The organism is Anaeromyxobacter oryzisoli, from assembly GCF_022690765.1.
In the GTDB taxonomy this organism is placed as follows: domain Bacteria; phylum Myxococcota; class Myxococcia; order Myxococcales; family Anaeromyxobacteraceae; genus Anaeromyxobacter; species Anaeromyxobacter oryzisoli.
Genome location: NZ_JALCZA010000093.1, coordinates 1 through 17,178 on the forward strand (window position 1 = coordinate 1; position 17,178 = coordinate 17,178).

The 17,178-nt window shown below is 73.7% G+C and carries 11 protein-coding genes and 2 pseudogenes; 3 read left to right on the forward strand and 10 right to left on the reverse strand.

What is annotated here, in order from left to right; genetic code table 11:
- From MNZ27_RS20155 to MNZ27_RS20195, 9 genes and pseudogenes are all read right to left on the reverse strand, one after another.
- A pseudogene (locus MNZ27_RS20155) lies at window positions 1-3,027 on the reverse strand (tetratricopeptide repeat protein); the annotation flags it as partial.
- A gap of 339 nt (window positions 3,028-3,366) precedes the next feature.
- Complete coding sequence (cglE, locus tag MNZ27_RS20160) at window positions 3,367-3,984, reverse strand: adventurous gliding motility protein CglE (RefSeq protein ID WP_242395884.1); 618 nt, start codon at window positions 3,982-3,984, stop codon at window positions 3,367-3,369.
- Between the two features lie 13 nt (window positions 3,985-3,997).
- Window positions 3,998-6,022, reverse strand: a complete 2,025-nt coding sequence (gltG, locus tag MNZ27_RS20165) for an adventurous gliding motility protein GltG (protein ID WP_242395885.1) — start codon at window positions 6,020-6,022, stop codon at window positions 3,998-4,000.
- A 31-nt stretch (window positions 6,023-6,053) separates the two neighbouring features.
- Window positions 6,054-6,323: an adventurous gliding motility protein CglF gene (gene cglF / locus MNZ27_RS20170; RefSeq protein WP_242395894.1), complete on the reverse strand. Its 270-nt coding sequence runs from the start codon at window positions 6,321-6,323 to the stop codon at window positions 6,054-6,056.
- A gap of 80 nt (window positions 6,324-6,403) precedes the next feature.
- Complete coding sequence (gltE, locus tag MNZ27_RS20175) at window positions 6,404-7,720, reverse strand: adventurous gliding motility TPR repeat lipoprotein GltE (protein ID WP_242395886.1); 1,317 nt, start codon at window positions 7,718-7,720, stop codon at window positions 6,404-6,406.
- Window positions 7,717-11,250, reverse strand: coding sequence for a tetratricopeptide repeat protein (locus MNZ27_RS20180; RefSeq protein WP_242395887.1), 3,534 nt, complete (start codon window positions 11,248-11,250; stop codon window positions 7,717-7,719). The genes gltE and MNZ27_RS20180 overlap by 4 nt, the downstream gene beginning before the upstream one ends.
- Window positions 11,251-11,278: 28 nt before the next feature.
- Entirely contained in the window at window positions 11,279-13,198 is a 1,920-nt protein-coding gene (gene gltC, locus MNZ27_RS20185) for an adventurous gliding motility protein GltC (RefSeq protein WP_242395888.1), read from the reverse strand.
- 3 nt (window positions 13,199-13,201) lie between these two features.
- Window positions 13,202-13,987, reverse strand: coding sequence for an outer membrane beta-barrel domain-containing protein (locus MNZ27_RS20190; RefSeq protein WP_242395889.1), 786 nt, complete (start codon window positions 13,985-13,987; stop codon window positions 13,202-13,204).
- Complete coding sequence (locus tag MNZ27_RS20195) at window positions 13,984-14,886, reverse strand: outer membrane beta-barrel domain-containing protein (protein ID WP_242395890.1); 903 nt, start codon at window positions 14,884-14,886, stop codon at window positions 13,984-13,986. Before MNZ27_RS20195 ends, MNZ27_RS20190 begins: the two co-directional genes overlap by 4 nt.
- Before the next feature lie 174 nt (window positions 14,887-15,060).
- On the opposite strand from MNZ27_RS20195, the gene cglC reads away from it, so the two are divergent.
- A complete protein-coding gene (gene cglC / locus MNZ27_RS20200) occupies window positions 15,061-15,501 on the forward strand; it encodes an adventurous gliding motility lipoprotein CglC (protein ID WP_242395891.1) in 441 nt (146 codons plus the stop codon).
- A complete protein-coding gene (locus tag MNZ27_RS20205; RefSeq protein WP_242395892.1) occupies window positions 15,498-15,959 on the forward strand; it encodes a DUF192 domain-containing protein in 462 nt (153 codons plus the stop codon). Before cglC ends, MNZ27_RS20205 begins: the two co-directional genes overlap by 4 nt.
- A gap of 18 nt (window positions 15,960-15,977) precedes the next feature.
- On the opposite strand, the gene MNZ27_RS20210 is transcribed toward MNZ27_RS20205, so the two are convergent.
- Window positions 15,978-16,343, reverse strand: a complete 366-nt coding sequence (locus MNZ27_RS20210) for a TIGR02266 family protein (RefSeq protein ID WP_242395893.1) — start codon at window positions 16,341-16,343, stop codon at window positions 15,978-15,980.
- A gap of 68 nt (window positions 16,344-16,411) precedes the next feature.
- Between MNZ27_RS20210 and MNZ27_RS20215 the strand changes: the two are divergent.
- A pseudogene (locus tag MNZ27_RS20215) lies at window positions 16,412-17,178 on the forward strand (type VI secretion system protein); the annotation flags it as partial.

The window sequence follows — 17,178 nt, forward strand, 5'->3', positions numbered from 1 at the left end:
GAGCGCGTCGGCGCGGCCGGCGGCGTCGCCGGCGTCGCCGAGCGCGGCGGCCAGCCGGACCAGGAGGCGCGGGCGCTGCTCCGCGGCGGCGAACGCGAGGGCGTCGCGGGCGGCCTGCGCCGCACCGGCGGGGTCGCCGAGCCGCTCGTGGAGGACGTCGGCCTCCTGCGCGAGGAGGGCCACGCGCTCGGCCCCCTCCGCCGCGCCGGCGCGCTCGTCGAGGAGCGCCGCCGCCTCGGCCCACCGCTCGGCGGCGAGGGCGGTGCGGGTGAGGGCCGCGAGGATCGACGCGTCCCGGGGGCGCAGGGCGAGGGCCCGCCGGAGCTGGGCGGAGGCGTCGTCGAAGGCGCCGAGCTCCTCCTCCGCGACGGCCGCGGCCCGGAGGCGGAGCGCCGCCTCCTCGGGGCGCCCGTCGAGGCGCGCGGCGGCCTCCACGAGGAGCGCGAACAGCTCGCGCTGCGCGCCGACCTCGCGCGCGAGCTCCTCGCAGCGGCGCCGGGCCTCGAGGTGATCGGGGCACGCCCGCAGCGCCGCCGACGCGTCGGAGAGCGCGCCGCGCCGATCGCCGAGCCGCTCGGCGCGGACCGCAGACGCGTCGAGGAGGTGCCGGGCCCGCTCGCGGGCGTCGGCGTCCGGCGGGAGCGACCGCGCGAGGAGCTCCAGCATCGCGGCCTGCCTCGCCGGCGCGCCGGCCGCCGCGTACGCCGGCGCGAGGGCCTGCGCCACCGGCAGCGGGTCGACGCCGCGGGCGAGGAGCCGCTCGAGGAGCGCGGCGACCTCGGCGAGCTGCCCGGCGCCCAGGCCGGGCGACTGGACGAGGCCGGTGGCGAGGGCGGCCGCCTCGGCGAGCCGCCCGAGCGGATCGGCGAGGAGCTCGGCCCGGGCGAGCTCGATCGCGGCGCGCTCCGCGGGCCCCTTCGCGCGCTCGGCGAGGCGGGCGAGGACGCGGGCCCGCTCGCCGGCGGCGCGGGGGCCGCCCTGCCCCTCGAGCGCCGCGTGCAGCCCCCAGAGCGCCCCGTCGTCGTCGGGCGCGATCGCCAGCGCGTCGCGCCACGCGGCGGCGGCGCGCTCCTCCTCGCCGGCGTCCGCCCAGAGCTTCGCGAGCTTCGCGGAGAGCGCGAGCCGCTCCTCGCCCTCCGCGTGCGCCCGCTTCTCCTCGACGTCCCGCGCCAGCTCCTCCTGCTGCCCGGCGCGGACGAGGCAGGCCTCGAGGGCGTTCGCCGCGCCCTTGTCCTCGGGATCGACGGCCACGAGGGCGCGCCAGGCGCGCACCGCCTCCTCGGGGAGCGACAGGTCGCGGTCGAGGATCTCCGCGGTGCGCCGCAGGAGCGTCTTCTTCGCCTTGAGGTCCCCGTCCGCCGCGTCCGCGGCGGCGCGGTACGCGCGGGTGAGCTCGAGGTACGCGTCGGCGCGGGCGGCGGCGCCCTCCATCGCCTTGCGGGTCGCGGCGCGGGTCGGATCGACGGCGAGGGCGCGCGAGAGCGTGCGGAGCGCGTCGCGCGGGCGCTCGAGCCGGTCCTGCTGCACCTCGGCGAGCCGCTCGAGGAGGCGCACCCGCTCCGCGGGATCGCGCTCCCACCGGGCGGAGAGGTCGAGGACCTCGGCGAGCCGCTGCCACTCGGCGGCCTCGGCGAGGAGCGGCGCGAGGGCGGCGGCCGCGGGGCCGTGCCCCGGATCCGCGCGGAGCGCGGCCTCGAGGTGGCGGCGGGCGCGGTCGGGGTCGCCGAGCTTCTCGAGCGCGAGCGCCGCGGCGCGCACGCGGAGCGGGGCGTGGGCGGCCTTCTCGGGCGCGGCGGCCAGGTGGCGCTCGATGGTCGCGAGCGCGTCGGCGAACTGGCCGGCGTCCACCTCGTGCTCGAACGCCTGGAGCGCGGCGCTCTCGCAGGCGGGGTCGAGCTCGAGGGCGGCCAGGAGGGCGGCGTGCGACGACTCCGCGTCGCCGAACCGGACCAGGTCGAGCCGGGCCATCTCGAGGTGGAGCGCCACCCGGGCGGCGCGATCCCGGGTCTGGCCGGCGAGGCGCGCGAGGGCGTCGGCGTGGCCGCGGTGATCCCCTCGCTCGGTGAACACCTTCGCGAGCAGCTCGAGCGCGAACGGCTCGCCCGGCGCGAGCGCCCAGGCGCGCTCGATCCCCTCGAGGACGCGGGCGGTCCCGTCGGGATCGTACGCTGCGTGAAGCTGCGCGAGGCGGAGCTGGAGCGTCGCCGCCTCGCGGCGGTCGGTGGCGCGCGCGGCCGCGTCGCGGAGCCGGGCGGCCTCCTCGCGCCAGGTGCGCGGGAGCTTCTCGAGCCGCTCGCGGGCGGCGGCGGCCCCGGGCGCGCTCCGGTCGAGGGCGAGCGCCTCGATGAGCGCGTCCATCGCGAGGCCGTGATCGAGCGGCTCGTCCACGAGGCGCGCGCCGAGCGCGGCGTACTCCGTCGCGAGCGCCTGCCGATCGGCGCCGGCGTCCCGCGCGGCGTCGAGCATGCGCCGCGCCTGCCCGAAGCGGCGCAGCGCCGTGAAGCAGGCGAGGCCGCGCGCGCGCGCGTCGGCGAGCGACGGGTCGAGCCGGTTCGCGCGGGCGTACAGCAGCGCGGCCCGATCCCGGCGGCCGAGGCGCTCCTCCTGGATCCGACCCAGCCTGAGCGTGAGGCGAGCGGCCTCGCGCGGGTCCTCCGCGTGCGCCGCCTCGCGCTCGAGCGCCGCCGCGACCGCGCCCCAATCGCCCTTCTCCTCGAGGAGCGCCACCATCGCGTGGAGCGCGTTCGCGTCCCCCGGATCGGTCTGGAGGAGCTGCCGGTAGAGCTCCTCCGCGCGGGCCACGTTGCGGAGCTTCCGGTGCGCGAGGCTCGCCGCCTCGGCGAGGAGCGGCGCCGCCGGCCCCGGCGCGAGCCGCGCCCGCCCCTCGTAGAGCGCGATCAGGTCCTCCCAGCGATCGGCTCCCTCGTAGAGACCGACGAGCGCGTCGAATGCCTGTTGATCTCCGGGGGCCGCTTCGAGGGTCTCGAGGTGGGACCGGATCTGGTCGTCCAGGGAGGGTTCGCTCAAGGTGTGGGGTGCTGCCGGGAGGGTTGGCCGGGATTCGCCAGGCTCGCGAAAGTATAGGCCTCGCTTCGCGAGACGGTCAATGGGAAGGCTCCGGGATTCCTGAGCCCTTACGGGCGGTTGCCTACATCGGAGCCGGGAGCCGCTCGCCGGAGGCCGCGGCCGGGCGCAGCCGGAGCGCCGCGGACGGGGGCGCCGCGCGGGGTGCTCCCTGCGTCGCACACGACGGTCCGCGCCGCGCACCCCCGCGCGGTGCGCGGAACGCGAGGCGTTACCGACGGTTGCTGGAGGAGAGCCCCGCGGCGCGCGGTGCGCGCCGCGGGGGTGAAGGCGCGGCCGCCGCTAGAAGGTGTACCGCACGGTCGGGTAGATCGCGTAACCGCTCGCGCCCGCCTTGGTGGCGCGCAGGTAGTCCGCGGCGAGGCCGACCGAGAAGTGCCGGAGCTGCGTGAAGTACTCGACGCCCGGGCCGCCCTGGATGATGAAGTCGTTCGTCCCGAAGAGCCCGTTCGGGAACGAGCGCGCGTAACCGCCGCGCCCGTGCAGGTACACGAAGAACCGATCCCACCCGTTGCGATCCTTCTCGCCGAGCACCGACACCCGCACGTCGAGGCCGCCGGCGAACAGGCTGAACGCGCCGTAGTCGGCGTTCGCCTTCTCGTTGCCGCCCTCGCCGAAGACCGCCACCGAGAGCCGGGTCCCGAGGTCCACGCCGACGGTGAGGCCGACGGCGAGCCCTCCGGCGGAGCCGCCGCCCGCGCCGGCGGTCGGGAACTTGCCCGGGTCCGCGGTCGGCGTGTCGAGCAGCCCGAGGTAGCCCGCCTCGAAGCCGACGAAGAACCCGCGCTCCACGTCGTGGAACTTCGCGGCGCGGGGGTCCTCCTGCAGCGACGGGGCGGCGTCCTGCGCCCCGGCCAGGAGCGGGAGCGCGAGCGCGAGTGCGACGGCGATGCTCTTCACCACATGACCTCCGCTACTCCCCGCCGGCGGAGCGGAGGATCCAGGGATACGTGATGATCGCCTGACCGCCGCCCTTCGGCTTCGGGAACTGCCAGCTCGTGATGCGGCTCATCATGCACTCGTGGACCTTGGAGTCCTCGAGCGTGGTCGAGCCGCGGTCCACCTCGGGCAGCGTGGCGCTGCCGTCGGCGTTGATGATCCACTTGATGGAGACCTTGCCCGCGAGGCGAGGGTTGATGGCGAGCTGCTGCTCGTAGCAGTAGCGGATCTGGGCGGCGTGATCCTGGATCACCTTGCGCACCAGCTCGCGATCGATCGAGCCCATCACCTGCGCGGTGCCGCTGGCGATGCTGACGTCGCGATCGCCCTTCTTGCCGAGGCCGCCCACGCCGGTGCCGTAGCTGCCGAGCCCGCCGCCGCGCCCCTTCGTGCCGACCGCGCCGATGCCGATGGTCTCGCCGCTGCCGCCGCCGCCCGAGCCGGACCCGCGGATGCCGAGGCCGCCGAGCCCCTGCGAGTCGCCCACCACCGGCCCGAACATGTTGCCGACCGCGCCCTTGAGGTCGCCGCCGAGGCCGCCGCTCCCGAAGACCGTCGAGAGGCCGCCGCCCGCGCCGCGCCCGAGGGCGCCGAGGAGGCCGCTGCGCCGGACGACGTCCTTCGCGTTCGGGTCGATCGCCTTCGGGGCCGAGCGGGCGTTGGTCTTCGGGGCGTCCTTCTTCCCCATCTTCCCTTCCTCGCCCTTGTGCTTCTCGGCCATCTCGCCGGGATCGTCCTTCTTCTCGCCGGCCGTCTTCTCCTTCGGCTGCGGCTTCGGCGCCTCGGGGGGCTTGATGATGAACTTCGCCATCCGCGAGGTGTTCTTGAACAGATCGTCGCCGACCGAGTCCGTGTCGAACGGGAAGTCGCGGGCCATCACGATGAAGCCCGACTGGAGGAAGAAGAGGACGAGGAACAGGTTCAGGAGCTGGTAGTTGAGCCGCTCCCAGATCGGCGCCGGCTTCACCTGCTGCGGCACCTTCGGCCGCGCCTCGATGGCGAGCTGGCTGCCGACCTCGGCGCGGATCGCGCCCGCCTTGGGCACCGGGATCCAGTAGGCGCCCTTCACGGCCGAGTCGGGGAGCGCCCGGCGCGACTTCACCAGCTCGCCGAAGGGCGTCCGCGAGCCCTTCTCCTCCACGACGCCGGTCATCCCGGTGGCGAAGGCGAACTGGTACTCGCTCCCGTCGCAGCGGAGCATCGGGAGCTGCGGGATCGCGAGCCCCTCCACCTGGAGCGCGCACTCCTTCCCCACGCCCACCAGGACCGGCTCCTTCGGCCGGACGAACGTCGTCGCCTCGAGGAGCGTGTCGCCCCAGAGCAGGCGCAGCTCGACGCCGAGCTCCGGCGCGGCCGAGAGGTCCTCGACGCCCGCCTCGGCGGGGCGCAGCTTGTACCGGCCGCGAGGCTCGGCCGCCGCGGGCGCGCGCACCACGGCGGGCGCGAGGGCGGGCTCGGGATCGGGCGCCGGGGCGGACGCGACCGGCGCCGGGGCCGCGGCGACGGCCGCCGCGGCGGCGACCGGTCCGGGGGCCGGCGCGACCGCGACGGGCACCTCGTGCGCGTGCCCGTTCAGGCCGTTCGCGTGGCCGTTGGTGCCGTTCCTCGTCGCGGGGCGCGGCGCCGGCGCGACCGGCGCGACGACCGCTCGGTTCACCTCCGCGCCGTGGGCGGGGGACGCCCCGGTGGCGTTCACTCCGTCGGCTCCCTCGAGTACGATCCGGAGGCCGCCGAGGGTGATCTGATCGCCGAAGCGGAGCGCGCCGCGGCTCACCTTCTTGCCGTTGACGAACGTCCCGTCGGCGCTCCCCATGTCGATGATCGAGATGGCGCCGTCCGGGGACACCTCGATGACGGAGTGGATCCGGGAGATCTTCTCGTCGTCCAGGCAGAGGTGCGCCGAGGCGAGCCGCCCGATCTTGATGATCTCACGGCTGAACTGCTCGGTGCGGACGAGCTCGTTCCCGCGGAAGACCTTGAGGGTGATGGGTGGGGCCATGTTCTTTCGGGTCGGAGCGCAGGGGTGACGGCTAGAGATCGCCGGAGGCCTGCATCACCTTGTCGCGCCAGTTCTCGCGGATCTTGATGAGGTTGGAGTGATCCACCTTGCGGCGCGCCTCCACGTATTCGCCGTCCGGACGCTTCAGGTCGCCCTCGATCGTGTCGTCCTCGAAGTTGATGACGGTCTTCTTCTCGTACTCGACCTTCGGCTGGGGCTGCCCCTCAGCCTTGCCGCCGGCGGACTGCCCCGCCGCCACCAGGGGAAGGACCAGCGCCATCGTGAGCACCACCGTGCGCATCATCGGGACTCCGCGTGCCATGGGCCGAGCTTACCACCCCGGCCGAGAGACCTTGAAGCAACCGCCGTGCTCCACTTCGCTCACCGTGCGGGGCTCTGCGTGGATGTGGGCGCGGGCGCCCCTCCTTGCGCGGGCACCGGCTGGGGTGCCGCGCCCGGAGCCCCTGCCTTTCGGGCAGCCTCCTCCGCCGCCTTCTGCGCGGCCTTGCGCTGGAGCTCGCGCGCGGCCTCCGCCACGCGCCGGTTCTCCTCGACGATCTGCTCGCACTCGCGCTGGAGCTTCAGCACCGGCGAGTCGGTCGTCGCCACCGGGCCGGCCGCGTCGGCGTACGCCCGGAACTCCTTGAGGGCCGGCTCGCACTCGCTCTTCACGCGCATGAGGAGGACGCCGCGCGCGAGGTGCACCTCGGAGAGGCGATCCGCGGAGCTCTGCTGGGCGCGATCATACGCCGCGAGCGCCTCGTCCGGCTTGTCGAGGTGGCGGAGCGCGATGCCCTGCGCGAGCTGGACCGCGGCGTTGCCGGGCTCCTGCGCCAGGATCCCCTTCGTCTGCTCCAGCACCTGCGTCCAGCTCTCCTTCTTCACCGCGGCCTGGAGCAGCGCGTACCGCGCGGGGAGGAAGCGCGGGTCGAGGACGAGCGCCTTCTTGAGCTGGGCCGCCGCGCCGACGTCGTCGCCCTGCCGCGCGAGGACGTCGCCGACGAGGTAGGGGAGCTCCGGATCGTCCGCGTCGAGCTTCTGCGCGCGCAGCGCGATGAGCTTCGCGAGATCGAGGCTGCTCCGCTGGACGGCGACGCGGACCAGCACCTTGTACGCCCCGGGCGAGCGCGGATCCCGAAGCAGCGCCTCGCGCGCGAGGCGCCAGGCCTCGTCCGGCTGGCCGGCCTGCAGGTAGAGCGCGGCGAGCCGCTCGCGGGCGCGGGCGTCCTCCGGGAAGTCCCGGACCACGGCGGCGTAGGCCGCCCGGGCTCCCTGCACGTCGCCGCGCTTCTCGAGGAGCACGCCGAGGTTCACCGCGGCCTGCCGCAGCGACGGCTTGTCCGCGAGGGCGCGCTCGTACTCGGCGCGGGCCTCGTCGAGCCGGCCCTGCTGCTCGAGGGCCACGCCCAGGTTGAAGCGGGCCTCGGCCACCTCGGCGTCGTCGACCACGGCGCGCCAGCGCCGCTCGAGCACCGCCCAGTCGGTCGGGACGTGGAGCTTCTTCTGATCCTCCTGCGCCCGCAGCGCCTCGGCGAAGAGCCGCTGGGAGCGCGATGAGAGGGTCTCCGGCGCGCCCGCGGCGGCCGGCGCGGTCGCGCCGGGGCGGGTCGCGGCGGACGCCGCCGGCCGCGGCGTCGAGCCCGCGCACCCGAGGGCGGCGGAGAGGAGGAGCGTGCCGGCGATGGACGTGGTCTTCACGGCAGGAGGTCCTCGTCGTCCATGGCGCTCCCCTTCTTCCCGCGCGGCTTCACCGGCGCGGGCTCGTCCTCGATGACGCGCCGCTGGGGGTCCGCCGGCGCCGCGGCGCCGGCGGGGCGGGTCGCGGGCGCCGACGAGCGGAGCGGCGGCAGCGCCGGCTCGGCGGCGCGCCGCGCGGCCTTCGTCGTCGAGACCGGCTGCACCTCCGCGAGGATGCCGTACCCGGCGGGCGCGGCCGCCGCGCGGGAGGCCGCGATGGGCGGGACGACCTCCGGGGACGGGCCGTACCGATCCGGCTTGTACTTGACGAGGATCGCGGTGGCGTCGCGGGAGCAGGCGTTCACGACGCCGTAGTCGCGCGAGGCGTTCATGGCGAGCTCGAGCCCCTCCACCGCCTTCTGCTCGAGCGGCTCGGCGTACTGCGCGATGCCGGCCCGGTACTCCTCCTCGTACTCCGCCTTGCCGCGGTACTCCTTCGGCATCGGGACGTCGTAGAGGGCCTGGGCGAAGCGCTTGTAGGCGAGGCCGATCTTGTAGAGCGCGCAGATCGCCGGCTCGGCCTGCTTGAGCTTCACGACCTGTCCGTACGCCTCCTCGAGCTGCTTCAGCTTCTTCCCCTTCGTCTGGAGCTGCCCGGCGAAGAACTTGGGGGCGACGACGAGGCTCACCCGGTCGTAGTCGGCGAACGTCGGCTCGAGGTCGAGGAGCATCGCCTGCGCGACGAGCGCGAGGCCGCGATCCTTCACCGCGCCCTTGTTCCGCTTCCAGTAGTCGAGGCCGAGCTCGTACGCGCGCCGCGCGCCGGGGCCGTTGCCCGCCTTCTCGAGGACGGTCGCGATCCGCTGCTGGATCGCCAGCCACTCCTCCGCATCCTTCGCGTAGCGGCGCTGGTACTCCTCGAGCTGCTTCAGCTCCTTCGAGGTCTGGCCCTGGCGCGCGTACAGGTCGGCGAGGCCGAGGAACAGCCGCGGCGCGTCGGCGCCGTCCGGCCACGCGTCGAGGTAGGCCTCGGTCGCGGCCTCGGCCCGCGCCCACTCCCGGAGGCCGGCGCGGAACACCGCCGCGTTGACGATGGCGTCGTTCGCCTTCTTCTCCTCCCACTTCAGGCCGGGCGCGGGCGCGGGGGCCGGGGCGGACTCGCCGCCGCGGGCGCCCTTGCCCTTCGCCTTCGCCTTCGCCGCCGGCCTCGGCGCGCTCCCCTTCCGCCACTCGCGGAAGTAGCGCTCGTACCGGTCGGCCGCCTCGCCGAAGTCGGCGACCGCCTCGTAGGCCTCGGCGTCGTCGTAGAGGCACTTCGGCACGAGCGGATCGGTGGGGAACCGCTGGATGAGCTGCTCGCGGATCTCCACGGCGCGGTCGAGCCGGTGCGCGCGGACGTAGTCCACCGAGGCGTTGTAGAGCGCGGTCGGCGCCAGGCGCGAGCCCGGCCAGTCGCGGGCGAAGGCGAGGTACTCCTCCGCGGCCCCCTCGTGGTCCTTCGCGCGCTCCTTCTCCTCGATGATCTTGAACGCGCTCTGCTCGATGACCCGGGCGAGGTCGTCCTTGAGCGCGGGGTGCGCCTCGAGGAGCGCCTTGTTCGCGTGGAACCGCTTCGCCCACCCGTTCACGTTCCGCCAGTCGCCGAGCAGGTTGTAGGCGTCGAGGACGAGGTTGGTGGAGTAGCCGGCGAGCTCGTGCGTGGGGTGGTCGAGGGCGATCCGGGTGAAGAGGTCGGTCGCCTCGGCGAAGGCGTTGTGGCGGTAGTGGATGTTCGCGGCCTTGTACGCGAGCTCGACCCACTTGTCGCCGTTGGGCTGCCACTTGAGGTAGCGCTCGCAGGCCTCCAGCAGGCGCTGCCGCTGCGGCGCCAGCGGGATCCGCTTGCGGGGATCGCCCGCGGGGCGCTTCTCGCTCTCGTCGAGCCGCTTCACCACCACGTCCCAGGCGAAGACGGTGTTCTCGAGGGCGTCCTTGAAGAACTTGCCGGGCTTCCGCTCCGGGCCGGCCTTCCCCTCGGCGACGGCCACGTCGGCGAGGGCGACGCGCTCGTACTCCGCGGCGGCCTCGGCGAACCGCCCGAGCGCGTAGAGCAGCTCGGCGTGGAAGAACCGCATCTCGTACGCCGTCGGCGAGCCGGGGAAGACGTTGAGGTAGTCGTCGTAGATGGAGACCGCGTACCCGGCGACCGGCTCGTCGCGCGTCTTCTTCCACTCGTTGTGGTACTGGACCGCGAGCACGCGGAGGGTGTTCTCCGCGTCGCGGCGGGCGTCCACGAGGAGCTTGCGGTTCTTCTCGTCCTTCGCGTCGGGGAGCGCCTCGAGCTCCCGCAGCATCGCCACGAAGAGGTGCGCCTGCTGGACCGCCGCGTCCTTGCGCCCCATCCGCGCGGCGCTCGTGACGATGCGGGACTGGAAGAACGGAGCGTCGAACGACCGCGGCCGCTCGCGGATCATCCGCGCGTAGACCAGCACCGCGTCGCGATCCTTGCCGTCGTCGTAGTAGATGCCGGCGAGCGACTTGAGCATCTCCCACCAGAAGGTGTCGCCGCCGACGCGCCGGAACTCGTCCCACGCCCCCTCGGCGCTGCCGACGTGGCTGTAGGTCCGGACGTAGTCCTTGCGGGCCTCCTTCACGAGGGCGAGCTTGCGGTCCGCGGGGATGGTGGAGTTCGTCGTCTCGCCGAAGGCGATCACCGCGCGGAAGAGCTCGAGCGCCTCGTTCCAGTTGCCGAGGTTCGTGTGGACCCAGGCTTGCTTGTAGAGCGCGTAGCCGTAGACGCTGCTCTCCCGGTTGGCGGCCGCCTTCCGGTAGGCCTCGAGGGCCTTCGCGAGGTTCCCGGCGCGGTCGCTCTTGTTCGCGCGCTCGAAGTAGTACTCGCCGAACGCCATCCACGCGTCGGGCACGTAGTGCGACTGCGGGTAGCGCTGGATCAGCGCCCGGTACGCCTTGAGCGCGTTCGGATCGTTCCGGTTCCGCTTCGCGAGGTTCTCGCCCAGGAAGTAGAGCACCTCGTCGAGGCGAGGGTACTTCGGGTACTTCGCGATGATCGCCTTGTAGAGCGCGACGGCCTGGTCCTGATGGCGTCGCGAATCCGCCTCGAGGCTCTTGCGCTCCGCCTCGAGCCGCTCGCGCTCCGCCGGGTTCGCCTTGCCGAGGGCGATGATCCGATCGTCGCGCCGGTTCGCCTCGAAGAAGAAGTACTGCGACTCCTCCCAGAGGAGCTCGGCGAGCCGGAAGTACCACTGCGGGGTCTCGACGTCGCTCCCGCCCCCGAGCTGGATGAGCTTCTGGAGGCTCGCGATCTCCTCGCGGCGCTTCTCGGAGATGTCGAACTCGACGGTCTTGCGGAACGTCTCGAAGTCGAGCTTCGGGCCGCCGGCCTCCGCCTTCGGCTTCTTCGCCTCGAGCGTCCCGCCGAGGGACGCGTCGGGGGCGACGGAGCGCTTCTGGCCGAGATCGGCCTCCTTCGGCGGCGCAGGGCGGTCCGCGGCACGCGCGGGCCCGGCGGCGAGCGCCAGGGCGGCCACGCCGAGGACGAGGGCACGGATCATTCGCGAGATCTCCCTGACCGTGGACCGGCTACGGCTGCGCCGCCGGCCTCGCGTCCGTGCGCGGCAGGCGGTCCTTGCAGCCCTTCGTGAGCGTGTACGAGTACGTGCCGAGCTCGTCGCGCCAGAACTCGCCCTCGTACGGCCAGTACAGATGCTCGTCCGAGACCGCGTGCGAGTACTTGAGGTCGCGCACCACCTCGACCTGGCTGCCCTTCGCGAGCGAGCCCTCCAGCGCCTCGCGCTCCTTCCGCGAGACCTCGATCTTGATGCGGAGCGCCTGGGCGAGGAGCGTCCGGAGCCCGTCGCGCTCCCACTCGAGCTTCGCGCGGGCGCGCGCGCCGGCCTCCTCGACGAGGGCGCGCTTCTCCGCGGCGAGCGCCTCGGCGAGCCGCTTCGCGAGCGCCGTCTCGCGGAACTGCGGACGGAGCCCGCCGAGCCCGACGTCCACCTCGTCGTCCACCTCGCGGATCGACTCGGCGAGCCGCCGGACGTTCTGGTCGGTGAAGGCGAGGTTCATGATCTTGCGGGTGATCCCGCTCCCCTGCCGGCGCGCGTCCGAGATCAGGTCGTAGTAGTACGTGTTCGCCTGATCGCCCGCGGTGATCCTCCCGAGCTCCTCGTAGACGGGCTCGTAGATCCCGGAGAACGTCTCGAGCACGAGCCGCGCCTCGGGGTACCGGCAGTTCTCGTAGTAGACGATCGACTTGAGGACGTACGACTCCGGGAAGTAGTCGTCCTTGAAGTAGGGCGACTGGAGCGTGAGCAGGTTGCCGAGGGTCTTCTCGTAGTCGCCGATCCGGTAGTGGGCGTACGACGCCTCCCACAGCCCCTCGAGCCAGCTCTCGCCGCCCCAGGGCATCTTCCCGTAGTAGAAGATCGCGTAGCGGTTCTGCCGGCTCTCGTAGTGGATGCGGGCGAGCTGGAGGAAGGAGAGCTCGCGCAGCTCCGGATCGGCGTGGCGCCCGCGCTTCGGGTTCGTGAGCCGCACCACGTCCTTGAAGGCGTTCGTGGCGCCCTGCGCGTCGCCCTCGGCGTAGAGGATGAGGCCGTCCACGAACCGCGCCTTCGCGTAGATGTCGCCCTCGTCCACCGCCGGCGCCTCGCCGGCGGGGGTCGGCGTGGCGCCGGCCTGCTCCCGCACCAGCGACGCGAGCCGTCGCGCCTCGTCCCAGGCGGTCTTGGCCTCGCCGGCGCGGCCGGCGTCCTGGAGCGCGCGACCGCGCTCGAACTCGTAGCGGGCGAGGAGGAAGTGGAACTTGTCCTCGTAGCCGGGCGGGAAGGCGTCGCGGGCGTGGCGCGCCACGCGCGAGACCAGCGGCTGCTCGTTCCGGAGCCGCTTGCCCACGTAGAAGAGCCACTCCATCGCGGACCCGTAGAAGCGCGAGGCCTGCCCCTGATCCAGGATCTGGTCGAACGTCGCCAGGGCGGAGTGGTTGAGGCCGAGCCGGACGAGCGCCTTGCCGAGCTGGTACCGGGCCTCGTCGTGGACCGGGACCATGGCCGGGTCGCGCAGGATCTCGTCGAACGCGATCGCGGCGGTGTCGCTGGCCCCCGCCTGGAACAGCCGCTTCGCCGCGTCGAGCCGCTCCTTCGCGGCGCCGCTCGCCGCGGCGGCCTTTCCGAGATCGATCCCGAGGCCGTCGTCGGCGGGGGCCGGGCGCGCGGGCCGGGCAGCCGGGGGCGGCGCCGCGGGAGACGTCCCCGCGTGCGGCGCCGCGTCCTGCGCGGGGGCCGGGGCGGGCGCGGCGGGCGCCTGCTTCGGGGCCTTCTTGACCTTCTTGCTCGCCTTCTCGCCCTGGGGCGCCGGGGCGGAGAGGTCGATCCCGAGCTGGGCGTGGGCCTCACCGGCGACGCCGAGGAGGACTGCGAGGAGGGCGAGCCGCGCGAGCGCGCCGGCCCGGACGAGCGGGCGCCTCGACGGCCTGAAGCAAAGGATGGGCGCGCGCATGGCTCAGGGCACCGGGCGATTCTGCAGAGGGAAGAAGACCGAGACGCCGAGCTCCGTGAAGAGCTGGTTCTGCACGTCGCTCCGGGCCTTGCCGCCCTCCTGCCAGTTCGGCACGGAGGCGACGTAGATGTAGTCCTTGAACTCGAGCCGGGCGGCGAGCCACTCGGCGAAGAACACGCGCAGGCCGAGCCCGACGTGCCCGCCCAGCGTGCCGGTGTCGGGCGGCCGCTGGCCCGCCGCGGCGAGGATCGCGGCGTCGCTCGAGGAGACCACCTTCTCGTAGGAGATCCAGTCGCCGCCGGCGAGCAGCGACAGGTCGAAGTGCGCGACGCGCTCCGCGGCGAGGTTCAGCTTGCCGTAGATGGGGGACCAGGCGACCTCGAGCCCGCCCATCGTGTTGATGTGGCCAGGCACCTGGTAAAGCGACGGGCCGGACGCGGCGCTGCACCCGGCCTGCGTGTCGCAGACCGTCGCGGAGCCGGCGCGCACGGCGGCGCCCGTCGCGAGCTGGCCGGAGATCGAGAGGTACTCGGTCAGGTGGTACCCGACCTTCACGCTCCCGAAGTACTTCGAGTAGAAGGCGTCGTTCATCGAGAGGTTCCCGCCGAGCGTGAGCTCGAAGCGGCCCGCCTTCCGGTAGAGCTGACCGGAGACGGGGGGGATCTTCCCGGCGAAGGCGTCGGACTTCGACTGGGCGCGCGCCGCGTCGGGCACCGCCATCGCCGCGAGGGCGGCGGCGGCGAGGGCGGCGGCGGCGAGCGCGCGAGCGCGAGGACGGTGCGCGGTCATGGGTAGACGTACTCGAAGGTGGTCGGGAAGAAGAACGAGAAGCCCACGTTCGCGACGAACACCTTCTGCATGGAGCTCGGCAGGGACTGCACGGGCTGGTCCGGGTAGAGCGTCGCCATGAGCCCGAGATCGAACGCGAGCCACTCCTTCGGGTAGAAGCGGACGCCGCCGCCGAGGTCGGTCGCGAGGTGCGGCCCCTCGTTGCGCGGCGCGAGGCTCGTCGCGCTCCACACCGCCCCGACGCCCGCCGCGAGGTACAGGTCGAAGTGGACGATGTTCTTCCCGAGGTAGGCCGCCTTCCCGTAGATGGGCGACCACATCGCGTCGAGCATCACCTGGCCGTAGATCTGCGACGAGAGCAGCTGGCTCTGCATCGCGAGCTTGCCGACCCGCACGTTGTCCGTGCGATAGGGCTCGTAGTAGCTGCCGCGCACCGCCAGCGCGAAGCTGTCCTGCAGGCTGTACGCGAGGCGGAGGCCGCCGCCGAACTTCTCGTAGAAGGCGTCGTTCACCGTGATGGCGAACATCGGCGTGAGCTCGAAGCGGCCGCGCTTCAGGAAGCCCTTCCGCTGCACCGCCTTCACCTTGTCCCCGAGCGCGACGTCCTTCTCGGAGAAGATGGGGACGTCCTTCCTGGCCTCCTCCTTGTCCTTCGCCTCGCGGGACTCGCGGGACTCGCGCGGCGCGGACGGCTGGTGCGCCTGCGAGCCCGACAGGTCCATCGGCGCGAGCTCGTCCCGATCGGGCGGCGGCGGCGTCGGCTCGGGTGGGGGCTGCTGCTCGGGTTGCGACGGCTGCGAGGGCTGCGCCGGCTGCGAGAGGTCGATGCCCGACATCTCCTGCGCGAACGCAGGGAGCGAGGCGAGGAGGCTCGCGATGGCGACGATGATCGTTCTCATCTGGTTGGTCACTGTCCCGCGTCCTGGGGGCATCCTAACCAAACGCAAAGGGACGAGCAACGGAGCGCCCCCTCAATCGAGAGGCGCACTCCGGCGACACTGTAAGTAATGGTAGCTTCACGTTCGGCGTTCCTTGTCGCGTGCGCGATCGCGTGCTAACGATCCGTTTGAGCCATGTCCAAACGACACGTCAGGCTCGTCGTCGCCATCACGGTGCTCTCCGCGGCCGTCGCTTGCCAGCGCCCAGACGTCGGCGCCCGCTGCACGCTCGCGTGGAACCCGAACTGGCAGACCGACGGGACCGCACCGCCACCGACCCCCACCACCGCGCAGGGCGACTACTTCGAGACCGGCAACATCGGCTGCGACGACCTCACCTGCATCGTCTCCCCCGCGCCGGCGGGATCGAAGTACGGCGGCTGCTCGGGCGACGCCTGCGGGTATTGCTCGAAGCCGTGCGTCTCGAACGCCGACTGCTTCTCCTCGAGCACGGGGCTGGTCTGCGACCAGATCGTGCTCGACCCGGCGTTCCTCGCCACGCTCGACGCCACGACCCGGGACCGCTACCTGGGCGAGATCCGCTTCTCGTCCTACTGCGTGGTCCCCCGCTCGTGATCCGCGCGGGCGCGCTCGTGGTGGTCCTCGCGGCCCTCGCCTGCGCGTCCGGCGAGCACGCCCCCGAGGCGGGACGCCGCACGGGGCGCGTCGTCGTGCAGACCGCCGCGGGCGCGCGCCACGCCGTCGCCGTCGAGGTGGCGCGCACGGACGAGGCGCGCACGCGCGGGCTCATGGACCGGCCGCGCCTCGACGCGGACGCGGGCATGCTCTTCGTGTTCGACGAGAGCGCGCCGCACGCCTTCTGGATGAAGAACACGCTCATCCCGCTCGACATGATCTTCATCGACGACACGGGCCGGATCGTCGGGATCGTCGAGCGCGCCGAGCCGCGGACGCTCACCCCTCGCGACGTCGGGGTGCCGAGCCGGTACGTCCTCGAGGTGAACGGCGGGTGGGCCGCGGCGCACGGCGTCGCGAAGGGCGACACGGTGCGCTTCGAGAACGTGATGTTCTGACCACCCCGCCGGGGATCTTCAGGCCTTGCGCAGGAGCTTCCGCGCCACGAGCGGCCCGAGCGCGTCCTGCATGAGCCCCTCGACGATCGCCTCGAACTCAGCGCGGTCGCGGTCGTCGGCCCACACGAACCGGATCCCCATCCCCGGCTCGTCGCCCTGCGCGCTGGCGTGGACCACCTCGCCGGCGAGCTCGAACGGCTCGGCGCGGCCGGGCACCGCCAGCCGGAAGAGGAACCGCGTCCCGATGGGGAGCGTCTTCCTCGTCCGGATGAAGGTGCCGCCCTTCGAGATGTTCTTCGTGTAATCGGCGAAGAAGCTGTTCAGCTTCTTGTAGTCGACCTTGAGCTCGATGGGCGTGCGGCCGTGCTCGCGGTGATCCGGCATGCGCGGCGCATGTTATCCCGCCCGCGCGGGGCCGCGGTAGTTCCGGTCCTTTCCGATATCGTGGGCGCGTGGCCCCCGCGCTCGAGACCTTCCGCACGCTCGCCCGCCGGTCCTCCGTGAGGACGGCCGGGATCGCGCTGCTCGCCCTGGGGCTCGCGGCCGGCGGGCTGCCGCTCCTCGAGGCGCCGGGGTACGAGCTCGGCGAGGCCGGGGCGCTCCTCGCGGCGCTGCTCCTCGCGCCGTGGCTCGGGATCGCCGCCGCGCGGGTCGAGCGCGCCCGCGCCGCCGCGTCGCCGGGCGCCGCCTTCGCCGCCGCGGCGGCGACGGGGGCCGTCCTGCTCGCCCTGCTCTTCACCGGCGACGCGCTCCGCGCGGCGCTCGGGCCCTGCCGGGTCGTCGCGTCCGCCGCGTTCGTCCCGGTCCTCTCCCTCCCCTCCCTGCTCCTCGGGACCGCGCTCGCGGTCGCGGCCGCGTTCCTCGCCCGGGGTCGTCGCGCGCGGGCGGCGGCGCTCTACGGCGCGTCGATCGTCGCCACGCTCGCGGTGACGCTCCGGTTCCTGTACCTCGGCCCCACCGCCTCGGCGCTCGATCCGCTCCTCGGCTACTGGCCCGGGCCGCTCTACGACGAGCGGCTCCCGCTCGACCCGCGCGTGCTCGCGGCCGGGGCGGAGTCCGTCGCGTGGGCCGCGATCGTCGTCGCGTGGACCGCGGCCCTGGCCGGCGGCCGCGGCCCGACGCGGTGGTCCCGGCCCGCGCGGGCCGCGCTCCTCGCGGCCACGGCGGCCCTCGTCGCCGTCTCGGCCGTCCGGGCCCGCGCCGGCGAGGGCCGGAGCCC